This window comes from Rufibacter sp. DG15C (assembly GCF_001577755.1).
Lineage (GTDB): Bacteria > Bacteroidota > Bacteroidia > Cytophagales > Hymenobacteraceae > Nibribacter.
This window is the reverse complement of sequence record NZ_CP010776.1, coordinates 3310331-3331969: the sequence shown is the minus strand read 5'-3', so window position 1 is coordinate 3331969 and position 21639 is coordinate 3310331. Positions and strand designations below refer to the sequence as shown.

15 protein-coding genes are annotated in these 21639 nt (G+C 48.6%); 11 read left to right on the top strand and 4 right to left on the bottom strand.

What is annotated here, in order from left to right:
• Window positions 1–6: 6 nt before the first annotated feature.
• Window positions 7–834 carry an SDR family oxidoreductase gene (locus TH61_RS14245; RefSeq protein WP_071887851.1) on the top strand — a complete coding sequence of 276 codons (828 nt, stop codon included), beginning with the start codon at window positions 7–9 and terminating at the stop codon, window positions 832–834.
• Window positions 835–897: 63 nt separating this feature from the next.
• The gene (locus TH61_RS14240) at window positions 898–2136 is read left to right on the top strand and encodes an NAD(P)/FAD-dependent oxidoreductase (protein WP_066512893.1); all 1239 of its coding nucleotides are present in this window, start codon (window positions 898–900) and stop codon (window positions 2134–2136) included.
• A gap of 250 nt (window positions 2137–2386) precedes the next feature.
• Here the strand turns inward: TH61_RS14240 and TH61_RS14235 are convergent, their stop codons facing one another.
• On the bottom strand, window positions 2387–4303 hold the full coding sequence (locus TH61_RS14235) for a DEAD/DEAH box helicase (protein WP_066510728.1): 1917 nt from the start codon (window positions 4301–4303) through the stop codon (window positions 2387–2389).
• A 736-nt stretch (window positions 4304–5039) separates the two neighbouring features.
• Here TH61_RS14235 and TH61_RS14230 point away from each other — a divergent pair.
• The 8 genes from TH61_RS14230 to TH61_RS14195 all read left to right on the top strand — a co-directional run bounded on the left by TH61_RS14230 (window position 5040) and on the right by TH61_RS14195 (window position 16988).
• Complete coding sequence (locus TH61_RS14230) at window positions 5040–5429, top strand: hypothetical protein (RefSeq protein ID WP_066510727.1); 390 nt, start codon at window positions 5040–5042, stop codon at window positions 5427–5429.
• Between the two features lie 447 nt (window positions 5430–5876).
• Window positions 5877–9242 (top strand): exodeoxyribonuclease V subunit beta, encoded by a 3366-nt coding sequence (locus TH61_RS14225; protein WP_066510725.1) that lies wholly within the window; start codon window positions 5877–5879, stop codon window positions 9240–9242.
• A gap of 52 nt (window positions 9243–9294) precedes the next feature.
• Window positions 9295–10068 (top strand): hypothetical protein, encoded by a 774-nt coding sequence (locus TH61_RS14220; protein ID WP_066510723.1) that lies wholly within the window; start codon window positions 9295–9297, stop codon window positions 10066–10068.
• Between the two features lie 82 nt (window positions 10069–10150).
• On the top strand, window positions 10151–11725 hold the full coding sequence (locus tag TH61_RS14215; RefSeq protein WP_255360037.1) for a malate:quinone oxidoreductase: 1575 nt from the start codon (window positions 10151–10153) through the stop codon (window positions 11723–11725).
• Between the two features lie 254 nt (window positions 11726–11979).
• The gene (locus tag TH61_RS14210) at window positions 11980–12438 is read left to right on the top strand and encodes a tungsten formylmethanofuran dehydrogenase (protein WP_066510719.1); all 459 of its coding nucleotides are present in this window, start codon (window positions 11980–11982) and stop codon (window positions 12436–12438) included.
• Window positions 12439–12521: 83 nt separating this feature from the next.
• On the top strand, window positions 12522–13280 hold the full coding sequence (gene map / locus TH61_RS14205) for a type I methionyl aminopeptidase (RefSeq protein ID WP_066510717.1): 759 nt from the start codon (window positions 12522–12524) through the stop codon (window positions 13278–13280).
• A 312-nt stretch (window positions 13281–13592) separates the two neighbouring features.
• Complete coding sequence (locus TH61_RS14200; protein WP_066510715.1) at window positions 13593–13829, top strand: hypothetical protein; 237 nt, start codon at window positions 13593–13595, stop codon at window positions 13827–13829.
• 243 nt (window positions 13830–14072) lie between these two features.
• Complete coding sequence (locus TH61_RS14195; RefSeq protein WP_066510714.1) at window positions 14073–16988, top strand: PD-(D/E)XK nuclease family protein; 2916 nt, start codon at window positions 14073–14075, stop codon at window positions 16986–16988.
• A gap of 343 nt (window positions 16989–17331) precedes the next feature.
• On the opposite strand, the gene TH61_RS14190 is transcribed toward TH61_RS14195, so the two are convergent.
• Both TH61_RS14190 and TH61_RS14185 read right to left on the bottom strand, forming a co-directional pair.
• On the bottom strand, window positions 17332–17808 hold the full coding sequence (locus TH61_RS14190) for a DUF4920 domain-containing protein (RefSeq protein WP_066510710.1): 477 nt from the start codon (window positions 17806–17808) through the stop codon (window positions 17332–17334).
• Window positions 17809–17983: 175 nt separating this feature from the next.
• Window positions 17984–18484, bottom strand: a complete 501-nt coding sequence (locus TH61_RS14185) for a DUF2062 domain-containing protein (protein ID WP_066510707.1) — start codon at window positions 18482–18484, stop codon at window positions 17984–17986.
• A 282-nt stretch (window positions 18485–18766) separates the two neighbouring features.
• Between TH61_RS14185 and rmuC the strand changes: the two genes are divergently transcribed.
• Window positions 18767–20134 (top strand): DNA recombination protein RmuC, encoded by a 1368-nt coding sequence (gene rmuC, locus TH61_RS14180; RefSeq protein WP_082780386.1) that lies wholly within the window; start codon window positions 18767–18769, stop codon window positions 20132–20134.
• A 131-nt stretch (window positions 20135–20265) separates the two neighbouring features.
• On the opposite strand, the gene TH61_RS14175 is transcribed toward rmuC, so the two are convergent.
• Window positions 20266–21522, bottom strand: a complete 1257-nt coding sequence (locus TH61_RS14175; protein WP_066510705.1) for a zinc dependent phospholipase C family protein — start codon at window positions 21520–21522, stop codon at window positions 20266–20268.
• Window positions 21523–21639 lie beyond the last annotated feature (117 nt).

Genomic DNA, 21639 nt, shown 5'->3' with positions numbered 1-21639 from the left:
TGCGCTATGGCTCAGAAAACAATAAGCGTAGTAGGCTGCGGATGGTTAGGATTGCCGCTGGCAAAGGCATTGGTGCAGGAAGGCCACCACGTGAAAGGCTCAACCACCACTCCAGCTAAACTAGAGCTGCTGCAGCAAGCCGGCATAGAACCATTTTTGGTGTCTTTTCCAGAAAATAACCTAAAAACGGATTTGGACCTACTGTTGAACGCAGATGTGATTGTTTTAAACCTTCCGCCTAAACGTGCCGCCTCAGAAGCGAATGACTATGAAAAAACCGTCAAGGAGCTATTAGCTGCCATCCCGAACCCTGACACTAAAGTTCTATTTGTCTCTTCTACATCTGTCTACCCAGAACTAAACCGAACGGTCACAGAACAGGATGCTATTGCCAGTGCAGAGGCAGACGCATTGTTATTGAGGTGCGAATATTGGGTACAGCAGGCAAAGCCTCAACAGGCGACCATCGTGCGGTTCGGGGGATTGATGGGCGGCTCCAGGCCTCCGGGTAAATTTTTGGCCGGTCGGGAGAACCTACCTCAGCCGATGGGGCCAGTGAACATGATTCATTTGCAAGATTGCACAGGGCTTTTAACTGAGATCCTGCGGCAAGAGAAATGGGGATTCACCTTTAACGCCTGCGCCCCTTCCCATCCCACCAGACAAGAGTTTTATACCACAGCGGCTCTAACCTTAGGCTTGACTCCGCCTACTTTTCTACAGGAGGAGTTGACCAAGTTCAAGATAATTGACAGCTCGCTCATCCAACAAGAGTTGAAGTACACTTTCACCTTTCCGGATGTAGCGCATTGCCTAGGCTCACCTAGCTTCTAAAACCTGAGGGCAACTGCGAAACGCCGTTTTTTGCCTATTTTTGTGAAAACAGCCCAAAATCAAATGCGTGAGACAGTTGTAGTGATTGGAGGCGGAGCCGCCGGATTTTTTGGGGCCATTACCTGCGCAGAGCTCAATCCAGACCTTCGCGTCATTCTACTAGAGAAAACCACCAAACTACTCTCTAAGGTGCGAGTGTCTGGCGGCGGGCGGTGCAACGTGACCCATGCCTGCTTCCAACCCTCGCAATTTGCGCAGCATTATCCCAGAGGCCACAAGGCGCTTAAGAAACTACTTCCCTTGTTTGGTGCATCAGATACCATTGCCTGGTTTGAGAAGCGCGGAGTGCCTTTAAAAACCGAGGCAGACGGGCGCATGTTTCCACAGTCCAACTCTTCAGAAACCATCATTGATTGCTTGATGCAAACCGCCCGCAAGGCTGGTGTAGGGATTATAACGGGCCTTGGTGTTAACTCGCTGCAAATTAAGGAAGAGTCAACCGTAGAACCCAGATTTACCTTGCAACTAAGCAATGGCGAGACCTTGAGCGCTGCCAAGGTATTAATTGCTACCGGCGGTAGCCCAAAGCCAGAAAGCTATCAGTGGCTGCAGGCCTTGGGTCATTCCATTGAAGCCCCTATCCCTTCCTTGTTTACCCTCAACGTGCCTGGCTCCCCTTTCAAAGACTTACAGGGCGTGGCCGTTCCTAAAGCCAAAGTAAAACTTACCGGGCAGAAACTAGAAACCGAAGGACCGCTGCTCATCACGCATTGGGGACTAAGCGGTCCTGCCGTGCTGCGATTCTCAGCGTGGGGCGCCAGAGTGCTGTTTGGCTTACATTATGCCGGTACGGCTCTAGTCAATTGGGTGCCTGATAGTCCTGAAGAAAATGTAAGGCAATTGGTGCAGCAGCAACGGACTGTTTCGCCAAGGAAGACGGTGATCTCCAATCCTCTATTTACGCTCCCTTCCAGACTGTGGCAGCGGCTGTGTGAACTCTCAGAAGTCCCTGAAGACGCTAAATGGGCAGAGCTGCCCGGTAAATCACAAAGCAAGTTAATTGAGCTTCTGGTCCGGACGCCCTTTGACGTGAAAGGAAAGACTACGTTTAAGGAGGAGTTTGTGACCTGCGGCGGCATTCACTTAGATGAACTTCATCTGGAGCGTATGGAAAGCAAATTGCACCCCGGGCTTCATTTTGCAGGTGAGGTGGTGAATATTGACGGCATCACCGGAGGATTCAACTTTCAGGCGGCTTGGACGGGAGGATATTTGGCTGGCAAAGCCATGGCCGCAAAATAGGAATCTCAACCCTACCCTGTCGGCTAATCAAAAAATCAACATTATTAATGCATGAGCCTGGAATCCGGTTTTGACCTGTTTTCTGGAAAACAGCCTTAAAACGCTTTGGTAGGCACAAAAAAATAATGGCCGCATTCTAGGTGCGGCCATTATTTTAAAACAGATACTAAACCCTTTATTAACTTTTAAGCTCTGTCCCTCATTTAAACGGAAGGCTTTTAGCTAGGGTTACAGTATTTATGAAAATATTTTAGAAATCTCTTCTTTTTCTTTCACGGAAGCCTCCGCCGCTGTTTCCGCCGCGGTCACGGTCTCCACCACCAAAGCGGCTTCCACCTCTGTCACCACCACGCGAACCGCCTCTGTCGCCTCCACGGTCACGGTCTCCACCGCCGAAGCCGCCACGGCTGCCTCCACGATCTCCACCGCCTCTGTTTCCTCCGCCGTAACCACCGCGGTCTCCACCAAAGCCACCTCTGTTGCCGCCACGGTCTCCACCGCCGCCGCCAAAAGGCTTGTCATAGAATTTTCTAGGACGATCCTCTAGTTCTTGCAACTCACGGCCGCCTTCAGCAGGGTCCATGGTTTTCTTCTCGGCTTTCTGGAATTTAACGGTCATGCCGTTGATTTCGGTCATGCCCAGTCTTTCCAAGATCTCTTGCGTGTACTCAGAAGGCACCTCCACAAAAGAGAAACGGTCATATAGGTCAATATCACCCACCTTGTTACCAGGTATGCTGGTATTATCAGTCATGATGTCTACCAAGTCCTTAGGGTGCAGACGATCTTTCTTGCCAAGGGTGATGAACAGACGGTCAAAACCTGGTTTAGGGCCGCCTTTGCTTTCATTGGCTTCGGCGCCTTTCTCTTTGGTTTTGGTGTCTTTCATTAACAGCTTCAACAAAGCGGCTGCAATATCTAGGGTAGTGAAATCCTGGTCAATCAGACGCTCAATTTTCACCACGTGCTTAGCCAGACCACCTTTTTCAATCACATCCTTCACTTGGTCCAAGACCAGGGTAGTGCGTACTTCGGCTACGTCTTCATACGTAGGCACCGGCTGACGAACAATCTTGGCTTTGGTGAAGCGCTCAATGTCACGCAGCTTGTATAGGTCTCTGCCTGCTACAAAAGAGAAGGCTTTACCAGATTTACCGGCACGGCCCGTACGGCCAATGCGGTGCACGTAGTTTTCCTCGTCTTGTGGCAAGTCATAGTTGATCACCGCTTCTACGTTGTCCACGTCAATACCGCGGGCGGCAACGTCTGTGGCCACTAGAATCTCCAAAGTACCCGCTTTGAACTTGTTCATCACGTTGGTACGCTGGTTCTGGTTCAAGTCACCATGCAAACCGTCAGCAAAATAGCCACGGGCCTGTAGGTTGCTCACCAGCTCATCTACCATACGCTTGGTGTTACAGAAGATGATCACCACCTTGAAGTTATACATGTCAATAAGACGGGTAGTTACCTCCATCTTACCGCTGCTGCGCACTTCAAAATAGATCTGCTCAATGTTGGTCACGGTCAACTGCTGGTGCACTACCTTCACAATCTCAGGATTGGTTTGGTACTTGCGCGTCAACTCCATGATGGGCTTGCTCATGGTAGCCGAGAAGAACACCGTCTGGCGGGTTTCTGGCATCTTGGTCAAGACAAACTCAATATCTTCTCTAAAGCCCATGTCCAACATCTCATCAGCCTCATCCAGGATGATGGTTTTTGTGGTCTCTAGTCTAAGGGTTCCTCTTTCAATGTGGTCCATCACGCGACCAGGCGTCCCGATCACGATCTGTACCCCTTGTTTTAGGGCGCGTAACTGACGGTCATAGGGCTGACCACCATAGATAGGCACTACGCTGATGCCTTTTTTGTATTTACAAAGTTTTAAGATCTCTTCAGCCACCTGAATAGCCAACTCACGGGTTGGGCAAAGAATCAACGCCTGTACCTCGCGGTTGTTAGGGTCAATGCCTTCAATAGTAGGGATGGCGAAAGCGGCGGTTTTGCCGGTACCAGTCTGGGCCTGGCCAATCACGTCGCGGCCTTCCAGCAACACAGGGATGGCGGCAGTTTGAATAGGAGAGGCTTCTTCATAGCCTAAGTCAACGATAGCACGTTGCATCTCTTCCGATAGCGAAAGCTCCTGGAATTTAATTCTTTCCATTAATTATTGATAGTGTGATATATAAAGACAATACACCTGCCCTAGGGTATTCGTCATTTATCAAGATTTCGTTGCGGAGAAACCGCATAGAGGAGTGCTTGAGAAGTGCGTTCTGCCAAAAAATGAGACCAAACGGAGTCTCGGCGTGTATTGTGGGGCAAAGGTACGCAAAAAAATAGCCAGTTCCTAATATACTTCTATTCAGGGACTTGGTGTGCCACCTATGGTAAAACAAATAAAGAGGACTTTAAAATTAACATCCTGTCCATTTTTCTATAAATTTTATTCTTTGAGTAAGAGTATTTTACATTCATAGATGGCTCAATTATAGATAAAGAATTTTGTCACATATATATAATCTGGCAAGTATTCTGGAAAATATATGTATACATTTTTATACATAAACAAGAATCTCCTTTTTGTATGGTATAATTCCAAGTTTTTTATATACTTTACTTGACTTTGGGTTTTTAAAATCGTATCTATACATATCCCTTAAGGAGCATTCCACAGCAGACAACAAACCCCACTTGTCTTGCTCACGCGTAGCAACGACCCGCATTGAGGCTGAATTAAGAGCGGCTGCAGACACATTTCTAACGGACTAATGTTCCACTTCACTTCTATCTCAAAGAATGATAGAGAAGTCCATCTCATTGCGTATGGCTCTCTAGCGTTCAAGGCGTACTCCCAGATTTTACGGGACAAGATGGTGCAGGGGTGTCACCTAAAAACGATGCCTTTTAGCGCATCTAATTCTTTTGTGGATGATTTTTCCCACAAAAAGCAACTGTTCCTGGCGTTGATTTCAGACCTGGAACCCGGCAACATTGGCCGGCTGTGCAGATACATTATGGAAGCCCGGTTACGGTATAGTTATGTAATTGGCGAAGTAATGGCCCTAGATGATGACCCAAACTATGACCGATCAGTCACCCGGCTCAAGAATTCCTTTGATGAACTCATTGAGCTCAACGACTTTCTGGTGGTAGATTCCGTTGAACTGCATCCTATAGAAAAACAGACCTTCTTGAGCTGCAAGCTCACCAAGCAGTTGGCCCGCATTGTCGTCACCCTGGGTCACTCTGAATTTGGCATGACTGAAAGTTTAAGAAAGGCCGTCTAATCTATCTCTTGATGGTGGTATACCACTAGCTGGCAAGCTGTAAAGATTTTAATGTAAGTAAAGTGTCTCTCTACCGTCCTTTTTAATGACTTGTTAATTTCCCTTCTATGAATCCATATCCTATTGTACTCGTGGATTTAGCTGGTCACTGCAGCTGCATTTAAAAGGGACGGACAATAGCCATTCCAGGCTATTTAAAAGGCCAGGGGTAAAGACGTGAAAGCGTCTCACCGCCTGGCCTTTTCCTATTCACCCCTCCCCTACCCTCTTCACTTTCTGAGAGTTACAACAAACCCCATCTGCCTTAGCCGTTTTTTGCCTATTTTCGCTAAAACACCTGAAAAACGAATTAGTGATTGCTAATTGTTAATTGCTGATACCAATTAAAGATTGACGTTTTTCAATTCTTGATTATTCATTCCTACTTGTTAATTCTTAATTTAATCTGTGCCTGCCACTTTTAAAATATACTCCTCTTCTGCCGGCTCTGGCAAGACGTACCAGCTCACCAAGGAATACCTGAAGCTGGCCTTGCAGAGCGAGGATGTCTCTTACTACAAGAACATTTTGGCCATCACGTTCACCAATGACGCGGCGCAGGAAATGAAGACCCGAATCTTGGGGGCCTTGCGCGGATTTAACGATGCTCAACAGTCTGACAAGGACAAAGCCAAGAGCGACCAGCTTCTTATTAACATATTACTTGAGATACAGAAAGAGTACGACCAGCCTAACCTGACCGAAGAGGCATTGCGAGGCAGAGCGACGCGGGTGTTTGACCATCTTCTCTTTCACTACTCAGAGTTTGCGGTGAGCACCATTGACTCCTTCGTAAACCGGGTGGTGAGCGCTTTTACCACCGAGTTAAAACTGCCACACAACTTTGAGGTGGACATGGACGCGCAGACGCTTTTGAGCACCGCCGTGAGCCTGCTCTTGAACAAAGTAAACACCCACGCAGACAACAAACTCCTCGCAGAAACTCTGCAACAATATGCCCTGGAGAAAGCTGAAGAAGGCAAAAGTTGGAACAACCTTCCGGAAGAATTAGCGGAGTTTGCCCGGCACTTGTTAAATGAGCATACCTATGAACATCTACTTGATATAGGAGCACTTACCCTTCAGGATTTCAATAAGATACGAAGTGATTTATTCACTCAAAAACAAGGCATTGAAAAGCAGATTCAGGCCTTGGCGCAAGAGGCCTTTGACCTGATTCAGACGCACAACATCCAGCCCGAGGAAATGTACTACGGGGACCGCGGCATCTACTCCTACTTCAGGAAATGGAACGCAGCCTTTGACATCACCACTTCTAACAGCAACGCCAGCAAAACGGTCAATGATGACAAATGGCCTAGCGCCAAAGCCAGCACCGGCGCCAAGGTCAGCCTGGACCAAATCAAAGGCAGACTGTCTGAACTATACCGCGGCATAGAGGAACTGAAGGAGCGCGAAACGCAGAACCACATCCTCATCTCCTCCATGCTCCCCCACTTATACAAGCTAAGCGTGTTGAGTGAGTTAGAGCGGTGCATCCAGGAGATTAAGCTGGACAAGAACCTGGTCCACATCTCAGAATTCAACAAGCGCATCACGGAGATTGTCTTGCAGGAGCCCATTCCCTTCATCTATGAACGGCTAGGTGAACGGTACCAGCACATCTTGATTGATGAGTTTCAGGACACTTCGGTGTTGCAATGGAACAACCTCTTGCCTTTGGTGGAGAATGCCCTGAGTGGCGGCGGCTTTAACATGGTGGTGGGTGATGCCAAACAGGCCATTTACGGCTGGCGCGGCGGTGAGATGGAGCAGATTCTGCACCTACACCGCAAGCAGACGCACCACCTGTATGAGAACTCCCGGTTTGAGGAGAACGTGGCCCCGCGCTATGACACCCTCAACTGGACCATTTCTCCGGAGCGATTGGGTATCAACTATAGAAGCGCTCCCGAAATCATCACCTTCAACAATGAGCTGTTCTGGTTTATTAGCCAAGCCAATCCGCAGTTCCAACTATTACAGGCCATCTATGACGAAGGCTTTAAACAGGAATTACCAGCGGGAAAAAATACAGGACAGGCGCATTTGCAGGTGTTGTTCACCAAAGATGACGTTCAGCCTTTGCAATTTGATTTAGAGGCCTGCCGGCAAACCGAGGAAATCTACGAAGGCTACGCGCCAGAGGACCTGCTCTCCTACCAGGAAAGCACCTTGCAGCTGGTGTTGCAAATGGTGCAACAGGCCCAGGCGGATGGTTATGCGCCGCGGGACATTGCCATCTTGAGCCGTACCAACCGCAACAGCAAGCTGGTGGCCAACTTCCTGAAGCAGAAGAAATATGACATTATCTCCCAGGATTCACTGTCCTTGCAGTTCGCCGAGGTCATCAATTTGATTATTTCCTTCTTCAGGTTGCTCAACCAACCAGCCAACGGATTGGCGCGTTCGCAGGCGCTGTATCTGGTCTACAAGGTGGTACACCAGGAGCTGCCCGACAACGTGACCACCAACAAGATTGCCTGGTTGGCCACGCACCCCAGCATTGACCCGTTCTTCCAGTTTTTACAAGAGCAGGGCTTTGACATTGCCTACCGCGACGCCGGCAACTTGTCCATCTATGAGCTCACCGAGAAGTTGATACGCGTCTTTGACTTGTTGGGCAAGAACAACGAGTGCGAGTACCTGTTCCGGTTCCTGGATTTGGTCTTGGAATACACGCTCAAGAACAGCAACAACCTCAACAATTTTCTGGAGTATTGGGACCTGCACAAAGAGCACCTAAGCATCAACACGCCCAAAGACCGCGACGCCATTACCATCACCAGCATCCACAAAGCAAAGGGCCTGGATTACCCCGTGGTGATTGTGCCGTTCTGTGACTGGAGCCTGGAGCCGCAAACCTCTTCCCTGCTCTGGGGTACGCTCCCAGCCAGCGTGGCCGGCGACAGCAAACTTCGCACCGCCGTGGTGACTTTGAACAAGAAACTGGAGCAGACTGCCTTGCACGAGCAATACGCCCAGAAGCTGGAGAAAACTTTTATTGAGAACCTGAACATGCTCTACGTGGCCCTCACCCGCCCCGTGGACCGTCTGTACCTCATTGCCAAGGCCCAGGATTTTACCAAAGGCGGAAACCAAAAGAATGTAAGCTATTGGCTACACAGGTTCCTGCAAAACAAAGACCTGTGGCAAGACGGCCAATACTGCTATCAGTTATCAAGAGGCGCTCAACAAGCGGTGCACCACAACCCCATCTCAGAAGACGTGTACGTACTGGACAAATTTACCTCCGCGGACTGGGCCCAGAACCTGAAACTGAAACAGCACGCCAACAACGTCTTCGACTTTGAGACCCAGCAGGAACACCGCCGCTGGAACCGCAAACTGCACTATGCCCTGGCCTTGATTTCCTATGCAGATGAAGCGCCTAAGGCCTTAAGGCAGTTAGTGAAGCAAGGCATTATCTCCCAGCGCGAATTACCTACTCTTACCCAACTGGTAGACCACGTGCTCCACCACCCGCAGATGCAACGCTACTTTAGCCGGAGCATGAGCGTGGAGAACGAGCGCGAAGTGCTGGACGTCCGCACCAACCGCTACAAACCAGACCGCATTGTATTCGGGGAGACTGGTGACGTGACCCTCATTGACTACAAGCTTCCGCCGGCCAAGCAAGAATATGTGGACAACCTTAACTCTTACGCCGCCTTGTTCCGAAAATTGGTCTTCAGTAAGACTACCTGCGTGGTGTATTATTTTGAGGAAGAGCGCGTGGACGAATGGGAGTATGTGGGTGAAGTAGTGGAGTAATCGTTTTTAACCTGTTTTTGGGAAAAGATGTTAAAAATACCCTTTGTTATTTATGAAATATAAACTTTCAACTTTTATTGCTTTACTGTTCGCCTCACTAATGTGTTCATGTAACAAAAAGCCAGCTAAAGAAGAGGCAACTCCTACTGTAGAGGCTCTTAAAACGCCTTTTGACAGCAGTTATTTTGCTACTTCTCTCGCCCTCCAAGAAAAGTATAAGACTGTTATTAACCCGGTCAGAGAACTCTCCTTTGAAGACACTACCATGACTTTAAAGTTTGAAGAGTTTTCTGTTACCATAAATAGATTTATGGTCTCTGACGATTATGTGGACCAAAGCGAAAAATTCAGGAACGTTCTAGACAATGATACTATTGATGTATTCACTGACTTCACTGAGACTTTAGAAGGACAGACAGTAATCATAGCCTCTAACACCTTAGAAAATATAATTATAGAGCAAGCTTTTGAAACAAGCGCTACTATTATGGATGAGGGCCCACACTGTGACCTTTTAAACTGGAAACACCACAAGTCACCATGGGATACTTTGAAAGCAAATAAGCAGGGTTACTACATTGCTAATAAATACACCGAAGCAGATTGGGAACGCTTTCCTGAAGTAAACCTAGACGAGTTAAAAGCGGCAGTGAGTAAGGAATGTGGGGAAGAATGGGTGAAGCATATTAAAAATGTGAAATCTGTGAAGGACTATCCAAGTGGGGTAAGTCTTAGCCATTATTTATTAAGAATCTCTGGCACCCATAAAACAACCGGAAAATCAGTTTCCAAACTTGTGCGTTTTGAAGTACCTATGGGCTGTTAAAAAATCATTTTTAGCCTCTTTTCCAGAAAACAAGCCAAAAACGCTTTCTCTTTCTAGCTAATCCGTTTCAAAACACTTTCTACTGGTTTCCTCGTATTCTGAGGGAGCTAGAAAGAAGACTATGTTTACAGATAAAAAAGATATTCAGGTTACCGAGCCAGATGTAGTGCTGATTGGTGCGGGCATCATGAGCGCCACGCTGGGCATCATGCTCAAGCAACTGCAACCCAACCTCACCATTGAAATATATGAACGCCTGGGCGAAGTAGCCGCCGAAAGCTCTGACGCCTGGAACAACGCGGGCACGGGCCACTCGGCGTTCTGTGAGCTCAACTATACGCCGCAGAAGCCAGACGGCTCTGTGGACATCACCAAGGCAGACGTCATTGCCGAATGGTTTGAGCAGTCGCGCCAGTTCTGGGCCTTTCTGGTGAAGAGCGGCATCATCAAATCTCCGCCCAAAGACTTCATCAACTCCGTGCCGCACATGAGCTTTGTGTGGGGACAGGACAACGTGAACTTCCTGCGTACCCGCTACGAGGCCATGATTACCTCGCCCCTGTTCCAGGGCATGCAATACTCAGAAGACCCACAGCAGTTGGCCCAATGGATGCCCTTGATCATGGCGGGCCGTGCGCAAGATGAGAAAGTGGCCGCCACTAAAATGGACGCGGGCACCGATGTGAACTTCGGGTGTTTAACGCGTTTCATGTTCAAAGAACTGCAGGCCATGGAGGGCGTGACCTTGTACCTGAACCATGAGGTGCGCAAGCTTCGGCAGAAGGACACAGAGTCAGATAAACGTTGGCGGATACGGGTCAAAGATATCAACACAGATGAGAAGAAGCGGGTACGGGCTAAGTTTGTCTTCATTGGCGCGGGCGGCGGGTCCTTGCCCTTGCTGTTGGCCTCGGGCATTCCAGAGGCCGATGGTTTTGGTGGCTTCCCGGTGAGCGGCCAGTGGCTCAAATGTACCAATCCAGAGGTTATTGCCATGCACTCGGCCAAGGTATACGGCAAGGCCAGCGTGGGTTCGCCGCCTATGAGTGTGCCGCACCTGGACACGCGCATGATAAACGGCAAGCGGGCTTTGCTGTTCGGTCCCTACGCCGGCTTTACGACTAAATTCCTAAAGAAAGGCTCGTTCTTCGACTTGCCATTCTCCATTAAGGTCAACAACCTAAGACCCATGCTGGCCGCGGGCTATACCAATATACCCTTGACCAAATACCTCATTGGGCAGGTGATGCAGTCGCCAGAGGACCGCGTAGCTGCCTTGCGTGAATATGTACCCACCGCCAGGCCCGAGGACTGGGAACTGGAAATGGCCGGTCAACGGGTGCAGGTCATCAAAAAAGACAAAGACAAAGGCGGCGTGTTGGAGTTCGGGACGGAAGTGGTGGCTTCGGCAGACGGCTCTATTGCGGCCTTGCTGGGCGCCTCACCGGGTGCTTCTACCGCCGTGTCCATCATGGTGGACTTAATTCAAAGATGCTTCCCGGTGCAAGCCAAAAGTCCCGAATGGCAGGCCAAGTTCAAGGAAATGATTCCATCGTTGGGCATCTCTCTGTCAGATGACCCACAACTCTGCCAGGAGATGCGCGCCTACACCGCCGAAGTACTTCAATTGAAAGAAGGCCAGTTGGTGCAGCGGTAAGGGAACCCACAAGATATGGTGAAATCCGTTTTTGGCCTCTTTTCTGAAAAGGAGGCCAAAAACGGATTTTTCATTGTTATGAACTACGTTGTATATTCGGAAGTCCACTTGCGGGTATCTAACAAAGAGACAATCAACCATAGGTTGGGAGTCCTTTCTTCAGGGTTATCCATAAGTATACCCTAAGTAAAAGGACTGATTATAGTGATTGTAAATAACCCTTCTCAAGATTAATTTAAACACAAACGAATACTATGAAAAAGTTACAATACACAGTGAGCATCAATGCACCGGTGGCTAAGGTTTATGAAATGATGCTGGGCATCAACAGTAAGTCAACCTATGAGCAATGGACTTCTTTGTTTAACCCTACCTCTACCTATGAAGGAAGTTGGGACAAGGGTAATAAAATTCTATTTGTGGGCGTGGATGAGCAAGGAGAAAAGGGCGGGATGGTTTCCAAGATAGCTGAAAACATTCCCAACCAATTTGTATCCATTCAGCACTACGGACTTGTCAAAGCTGACCAGGAAATTACAGAAGGACCAGACGTAGAGAAATGGGCCAACGGTTTTGAAAACTACACCTTCACAGATAACAATGGCGCAACCACCGTTACGGTTGACTTAGACACCACCGAAGATTTTGTAGACTATATGAACGAGTCCTACCCGAAAGCCTTAGATAAATTGAAAGAAATTTGTGAAAAATAACGTTTAACAAAATATCATAAAATGCAGAGAAGCAAAGGCCACTTATGACTGCCTGAACAAACGCTTAGCCTAACTTTAACAACATGTCCATAGAATCACAGGCAGATTTAGCCGGAATCCATAAGATTAGTGAAGTAGTTGCCACCACTTTGCGGCTCATGCGCGAACATGCTACACCCGGAATGACCACGCAGGAGCTTGATGATTTCGGCTTTCAAGTGTTACAACAGTTTGGTGCCCAACCTGCACCTAAACTGATGTATGACTTTCCGGGGTACACCTGCATTAGCGTGAACAAAGAGGTAGCCCATGGTATTCCCTCCAAGAACACCGTGTTGCAGGAAGGTGACTTGGTGAACATTGACGTGTCCGCTGAACTCAATGGTTTCTATGCTGACAACGGTGGTTCCTTTATCTTGGGGCAAGACCTTCAGCAACTGTCGCCATTGGTAAAAGCATCTCAGAAAATCCTGAACAAAGCCATTCAGCACATAAGAGGCGGCGTACGCGTTGCAGAAGTGGGCAGAATCATAGAAACCGAGGCGAAGAAAGCAGGCTTCAAAGTCATCAAGAATTTGGCCGGCCACGGCGTGGGCCGCTCCTTGCATGAATCCCCCGAAGGTATCCTGAATTACTATGACCCCAGCAACCGGGAGCGCTTCAAGAAAAACTCAGTGGTAGCCATAGAAACCTTTATCTCTACGCACAGCACCATTGCCACAGAAAACGGCGACGGCTGGACCTTAGTCGGCAACAGAGGCGGACACGTGGCCCAGCATGAGCACACCATTCTCATCACTGATAAAGCACCCATCATTTTAACGAAGGCCAATCTGATTTAACAAAACGGACTAATATTAGAGGTAAAAATTTAATGACGACAATCTCACTATAGCCTGTGAATGAGCGAATCCGTTTTTGGCCTGTTTTCTGTAAATCAGGCCAAAAACGGATTAAGTTTATTAAACGGCAGCTATAAAGTATATTCGTTAGTCCAATTACGGTTATCTGTCAGAAACGACCATTAACCGTAAATTTTCCTCCATACATAGTGCAGATAAGCCGAATACCTCCTTTTAGAAACTAGTTACCAGTAAGCAGTAATCAGAGAAAGAAAGAAATATCCGAAGAATTGAAGGGAGAAAAAACAGTTAATGGGAAACAAGAAACTGGGCTTAGCAGCTTTTTTATCATTATTAGTTCCTGCATGGTTCAGTGGAATAGCACCTGTATTTCTTCTGTTTTCATTATTTGCTTTAATAATCTCAGTTCGTGCATTCTTTTCAGAGCGTGCAGATAAGAGCGAAGAAGTAAGAATAGTCCTTTATGTTCTATTGGTATTAGGTGGAATATCCAGCATCTTTCTTATCTATGAATTAATGATTGGTTAATAGATAGAATCTGCACAGTTGAAACTGATAGTAAATGAAAAAGAAGAATGCCAGCAGGTAACATAGCACATAAGCCAAACTTCGGATATGCCTTGTTCGCATTATGCACGAGTACCGTTAAAACTTCTTTTCGTCATTCAAATTAACTCCAATACACTTTCGTTTTTGGCCTTCTTTCTCCAAAACAGCCCAAAAACGTAGTATCTTTACTTTCCGCGTTCCCTTCAAAGATACTACCCACGCATGCAATCCTTCCTTCGGCAAGCCGCTGACCATATTTACCAGACCTACACAGACCAGCTCAGTGACTTGTGCATTGTGTTGCCTACGCGCCGGGCTACCTTGTACTTCAAGAATGCGTTGGCAGAGGCCGCGCCCACCGGTATCTGGTCGCCGCAGATTTATTCCATGGAGGAGTTTGTCTGCAACATGGCCAACGTAGACGTGCTGGAGCCCTTGCATCTGCAACTGGACCTGTATGACATCATGCTCACCTTTGACCCGAAGTTGGATTTTGACCAGTTTGTGGGCTGGAGTTCTACTTTGTTGGAGGACTTCTCGCGCATGGACATGGAGCTGGTGGACCCGGCGGCGGTGTTTGAGTATGTGAGCGAAGCCAAGGCGCTGGAGCGCTGGGACCCGGGCAAACCCGGCAGCAGTACGCCCACCGAGAATGTAAAGCAGTACTTCCAGCTCTGGACCAACCTGGAACGCACCTACAACGCCCTTCAAGCCAAACTTAAGAAAGACAAGCAGGCATACACGGGCATGGCCTTCAGGATGGTCGCCGACCGCATCAAGGACATTTCGCAGAGCAACGCCGGTTGCTATAAATACATTTTCATCGGTTTGAATGCCTTGTCAAGGGCTGAGCAGAATATCATCCAGACCTTGCTGTCGGTGGGCAAAGCCGAAGTCTTTTTCGACTCAGATGACTTCTACATGAACCTGGAGTCAGACAAGCGGGCGGGGCATTTCTTGAAGCGCTACAAAGCCAAATGGCCCCTGCCCGAGTGGAACTGGCAACAGAACCTGCTCCTGACAGACACCAAAGAAATTAACGCCATCGGCGTGGCCAACGCCAGCATGCAAGGCAAGATTGCCGGGCAATTATTACGCGAGATTCGCGTACAAAACCCAACTGCCGAGATTGCCATTGTCTTGCCAGATGAGACCCTGCTCCTGCCGGTCTTGCACTCCATCTCAGACGAAGTCTCTGACTACAACGTGACCATGGGTCTATCGTTTAAAGGTACTCCCCTGTTCAACCTCATTGACCTGCTCTTTGACGTGCATTTGACGGGCGTGGTGCAACCCACCGATACCGGCTACCGGATTAACAGATACCACCACCTGGCCGTCACCAAGCTCTTGCAACACCCCTTCTTGCGCCGCTATGAGCAGTACCTGAACGGGCTGGCAGAGCGCGAGGCCGACCTGGACTTGTTCCAGCACGTGCTGGATGAGATGGTAGCCAAGAACAGCGTGTTGCTCACTGCCGAGGAAATCATCAAGCTGGGCCGCGAGCATCCCATGTTCATCACGCTCTTCCGGACCTGGAACGACTGCACCGACCTCATTGATACCCTGTACCAACTGGTAGACGCGCTCAGCAGAATTTACCGTCTGGAAAAGGAGAACCCCATTGAGACCGAGTATCTCTACATTCTCTATACCATCGTCAAGCGCCTGGACTCACTCTTTGACTGCCGCGAGCATAAGATATCGGTGCGCAGTTTCAAGAAGTTTTTGTACGAGCAAATCAACAACACCAAGTTGCCATTCAGCGGCGAGCCCATCTCGCCTACGCAGGTCATGGGGATGCTGGAGACCCGCGCCCTGGACTTTGAGAACCTCATTATCCTGAGCGTAAACGAGAACGTGCTGCCCCAGCCCAAGAAGCAAAACTCGCTGTTTCCGTATGACGTGTTGCGCACCTTCGGGTTGCCTACCTACGCTGAACAAGAGAGCATTACATCGTATTACTTCTACCGTTTATTGCAACGCGCCAAGCGGGTGAATTTGCTTTATGTCTTGCCGTCAGACACCTATGGTTCCGGTGAGAAATCAAGGTTCATTTTGCAGCTACAGCACGACCTGGCTCCAAAAAACCCCAACATCACCTTCCGGGAATTAACGGCCGTGGTGGAGCAACTGGACACCAAGGAGTATGAGCCAGACATCGTCATCCAGAAAGACGAAGAGGTCTTAGGCAAGCTTAAAAACGAGTTACAACGGGGACTCTACCCTTCGCACCTGAACCAGTATGTGAACTGTTCGCTCCAGTACTATTTCTCCCGCATCGCCAAGTTGCAGGAAGTGGAGGAGATTGATGAGCTGGTGGGCGCAGACACCTTCGGGACGATTGTGCACCAGGTGCTGGAAGACTACTTCAGGCCCTTCGCCGAGGAAGCCAGGCCTATTGAGCACGCTGACATTGACCAGATGCTGGCCGGTTTGTCTGAGAAGGTGAAAGAGGAATTCAAACGCGGTACGCTAGGCAATCTGCCCGAGCAAGGCATGAACCTCATCCTCTACAAAGTGGCCGTGCAACTGCTCACTCGCTACCTGGAAGGACTGCAAACCTCAGAGGAATTGCCGTTGTATATCCTATCCCTAGAAGACAAACTCCAGACGGAGTTAGAGGTGAAACTGCCTTCCGGCGAAAAGGTAAATGTGCAAATCTCAGGTAAAGCAGATAGGATTGACTTAAGCGGTCGTACCCTGCGCGTGATTGACTATAAGACGGGCAAGGTGCTGGCGCCAAGTTTGAAAGTAAAACCCGAGGACTTGGAAGCCACCTTGCTGCATGACCGCCATTTGGACAAAGTTCGGCAGTTGTGGCTCTACCGATACATTCTGGCCAAGGAAATACAGAATGGAAGCTTGCTGGAAAGCAAAGTACTCAACCTGCCTAAAAGCCAATATGAATATGAAGCCGGCATCATCTCCTTCCGGAACTTGGGCGCGGGCGTCTTAACCTCAGAACTGCCCTTTGTAGATGCGCAGGGAAACCCGGCAGACTTCATGGAAACCTCTGAGCGGTTGTTGCGGGAATTAGTAGTGCGGATGCTAGACCCTGCAGAGCCAATCAGAAAAACCAATGACCTGGAAACGTGCCAATACTGCGCCTACAAAAGCATTTGCGCCAGAGGGTAATTGATTCGTTGTTAGTTACTGGTTATTCGATACTCGAGGATTGTTAAACTAACCTGGCATGAACCCTTTGAATAACAGAGGCGGGCTTTAAACAAGGATTCCCCCCTTGAGGGGGGCGAAGGGGGGTGTTAACTTGTGCAGTAGAAAGCAATGCGCTAGAGACAAGGCAGTGCCTGGTCTCTACATCATCACCCATGCCGCCCCCCTCATCCTAGCCTTCTCCCTCAGGGAGAAGGAACTACGGCAATCCGTTTTTGGCCTGTTTTCCAGAAACCAGCCCAAAAATGAAAGGCATCCCAAAATCTGGGATGCCTTTCGTTTTATATGGAAGATGAATGAGCGGCTATTTCACCACCAATACACCATCAGCTACAATCTCAATGTCTTTCTTGGGTTTGGTAATCATGGCAATTTCTTCGGCACTTTTACCAGCGTCTTTCGCGAAGTGCTGTAAACGCTCCACCGTCGTTTCAGTTACTTTAGCAGTACCGTCCACTACCACGGTTTTGCCTACAATATCCATCGGCATGAAGAAGGCATAGTCCGTGAATTTCACCATCACCGCCTCGCCGTTGGGTCTCTCTAATTTCATGAAACAGCCTTTCTTCTTGCACACCTCTACCACGGTGCCTTCAATCTTGCCTTTGTACTCAGGAGCCGTCTCTAGCTTGGTGGACAGGTCAGTCATGGCAATGGCTTTCTTGGCGGTTACTTTTTTGCCGTAGGTCACTCCTGGTTTGGCAGGGCGCACATTGTCTTGTGCGAAGGCAGAAGCAGACAAACAAAGAGCAAGCGCGAAGGGAAGAACTGCTTTCATCATAATTTTATTTATATAAGTGAGAGTACTGGGTAAACTGTAAAACCAGATAAGTAATTCATTCTCTTTCTTTTCTGGTGCTCAAAGATAAAAGGAATCTTATAAAGTATCAGAATTTACTCCGTATAAACCGCAGTTCGTATTTGGGCTATTTCTTAGAAAACAGGCTGAAAACGAACTATACCACTTCAGGGGCAGGCAACACCTTGTGCAAGACTTTTCTGCTGGAAAAATACACGACCAACCCAAACGGCACGAAGCACAGCATCCAGGCAAAAATCCCCAGCAGGTTGGCAAACCACACCTGCTGCAACGCGTTCATCCAGTCAATCTCAAACATGGCCATCAACTTCTCTAAGGAGAATGGAATGGGCGTAACAGGAAAAATGGTCTGACCCAAATCTACGAACGGCACATACAACGCCAGCTGGAACGGTTGCATTAGGTAGCCAATCAAGATGGTGAAAGCCACGTTGAGGCGCAACCTGAGCGCCCAGAAGGTACACAGTATGGTAGTGAGGCCGATAAACGGAATCATCCCGAAGCCGGAGCCCAGGGTAATGGTGAGTGCTAACTGGTGGGGCGTAAATCCCTGTTTTGCCAAGGCCATAATGGGGTCCCACAGCTTTCGCCGCACAAACCGCATTATTCCCGCATTGGCTCTTAAAATCATGGTCATGGTGTCTGGGTCTCCTGTCGCTTTGACAAGCGTACGTAGTAGACAACGCTAAAAGTTTGAGGGAATTCCTTTTTCTGGAAAGAAATTCTGGCCTCTCTGGTTAATACCTAGAAAGGCCAGAAGTAACCACTCTAGTTCAGCTTCCTTTCGTCAGATAATCAACTGTCCCTACTATGACAGCTAAAACCATTGCTAACCCTATTACTATTGCGAATATTTTTAGAATTGAGGCACCAAACCCGTATCTTTAACTGTTCTTCCCGCTAAACACCCAATCTCATTATGGACATCACGCTCACGCTGCTCGCTTTTCTGGTAGGTGCCGTTCTGGTTTACTTCCTGCTGCAAGGCAAACTCGCCTCGTTGCGCAAGACCGTGCAGGAGCATGAGCTGGCCAAGGCGTTTGCGCTAAAGCAACAGGAAGCCGCCGTAGCAGATGCCCAGAAACTACAGGAGCAGGTACGCCGCGAGCAGGCCAAGGTGATGGAACTGCACGCCGAGGTTACCCGCGCCGAAAACGACATCTACCACCTCAAGCAGAAACTCTCTGACGAGCGCGCCGAGCTTTCCCAGCTGCGGGAGAATTTCCTGCAACAGTTCACCCAGGTGTCCAACCAAGTGCTGGTCAACAACGCCGAGCACTTCCGGAAAGCTTCAGCGGAAAACCTGGAGCAAGTCCTATCCCCTTTAAAAGAGCGCATCAAGGAGTTTGAGAGCAAGGTGGAGCAGACCTATGAGAAGACCCTGAAGGATACCACTTCACTTAAGGAGCAGATAACGTACATGGCTTCTTTGAACCAGCAGATGAGCCAGGATGCTTTGAACCTGACCAGGGCCCTCCGCGGCGAGAAGAAAGCCCAAGGCAACTGGGGCGAATACCTGCTGGAAAACCTCTTGGAAAAATCTGGGCTGGAACGGGACGTGCATTACCGCCGCGAGCAGGTCTTGCAGCATGATGATTCTAAAATCTTCAGGCCAGACGTCATCATTGACTTACCTGATAACAAGCATTTAATTATTGACTCGAAGGTGAGTTTGGTGGCTTATGATGCGTATTGTAACTGCGAGGATGAGATTCAACAGCAGATTCATTTGAAGAGTCACATACAGTCTATCAGGACGCACTTCCTAGACCTGAGCCGCAAAAACTACCAGCACCTACACGGCGTCAACTCCCCAGACTTTGTCTTGATGTACATTCCCATTGAGCCGGCCTTTAACCTAGCCATTCAGCAGGACCGTGACTTGTTCTTAGAAGCGCTGGACAGGAACATCGTGTTTGTGACTACTTCCACCCTCTTGGCAACTTTAAGAACCGTGGCCAGCGTCTGGAAACAGGAAAGCCAGAAACGCAACGTCTTGCGCATAGCCGAGGAAAGCGGAAAACTGTATGACAAGTTCGCCAACTTCTTAGAGGATTTGAAGGACATTGGCGTGAACCTGGACCGCAGCCAGCAGAAATACCACCTGGCCATGAACAAGCTCTCTGAGGGCAACGGCAACCTGCTCAAGAAAGTAGAACTACTTAAAAAACTGGGAGCTCGTACCAGCAAGACCATGGAAACCCAGTGGCTACTCAACGCACCAGTTATCTCGGCAGCGCTACCTAAAGAAATAGAGGAGCCCGCCGATGATTTGGAGGAGGCTTAGCCCAAGTCGCTTGCTATTTAAGCATCTACTTTTGAATTAATTATAGTGAAAAAGAACCTCCGTTTTTGGCTTAATTCCTGAGAACTAGACCAAAAACGGAGGTTCTGGTTTTAACGGGCCTGAATTAATGTTTATAAGCTTGTTGCCTTCAGTTTCGATAAGTTTTCCTGCACTTTTCCCCAGTCCTTAGAAGCTTCTTTGTCTGTAGTAGCTGGGGCTTTGGCCGTGGCATAAAAGGTGAGCAGGTTCTTCTTCAACTCAGCAGGTAGGTCCTTAAAATCGTTTTTGGCTAATTTGTCCAACAGCTCGGCGTAGGTTTTATCTGCCTTGCCATACGTGCCAATCTTGCTCTGATCACCGGTGTCCAGGTCCGTATTGAGGAGTGTTACCTTATCATTATTTAAATTCTTTAATTGGGCAGCATACTTATCTGACGTCACGTTAAAGCTTTCCATGAACACTTTCTCGGCGGCGGGCGTGGGTGGTTTAAACGCTAATGCTTTGTTGGGACCCACCTTTGGCAATACGCCCAATAGCCAACTCAAGGCCCTTTGGAAAAAACTGGGCCGTTGGTACTCGCGTCCCCACTGTTTATGGTAATCTGTCTTCTTAATCCGGTATAGGAACTTGCGTTTGGTGATGCCCTGTCTGGAGGCTTGGATGTCCTTGGCCTTCAGGTTCCAGGCAGCCTTGGTCAGACTTGGAATCAATGAACTTACCGACTTCCGGAAGGTGCCAATGGTCAGGTCCAAACTCACAAACAAACTCTTCAACTCAAGCCCGTACGTTTTCTGAAAGGCTCGCTCCAACAATTCCTTACTTACTTCAAACCCAATAAAATCATGGTAGGCAGTGGGCGCATAATTGCCTCTGGCCACCTGCAAAACGTCAAACCCAAACTCGGTTTTTATGTGAGCAGCAGGGTCTTCTTCATAGGTCACCACTTCTCCGTGCTGGGCTTTCACTTCGGGGTAGACCATGGCCACCGCCCTGTTGGTGCCAATGGGATGACCATAGTTGTCTGAGTAGTAATGCGCCAAAGCCCCCAGGGCAAAGGCGTATTCTTCAATGGTGGTGGATTCCTGTAGCAATGCTTCTACAAAATCTCCGCTTCTGGAGTAGTGCGTCAAGTCCGTGAAAAACACGTTCCCGAAGGGATAGTATCCCATGTCCTGGATGATGGCCCCGCCATAGGCATGCGCGTGGGCCTTTTTCAATTGCTCAGCGGTAGCCTGCGGGAACCTTCGTTTTAGGATGGGTACAATGGAAGGCTCCCAGGCCACGTCTATAATGGCCTGATGGGTGAGGACGCCGTAGCATTTTCCAATGGTTGGCCATAGAAATTGCAAGGATAGAAGGCCGGCGAAAACTATTAGTCTAAGCTTCATAAGAAAGCGTATAGTGGAGGTGCAACTTTGTGAAGGTGAGAATGAATACGTTTATATCTATGATTTATTTCGCATAAAAAAAGCAGACAAGGTATATACCTGACTGCTCTCTCTATT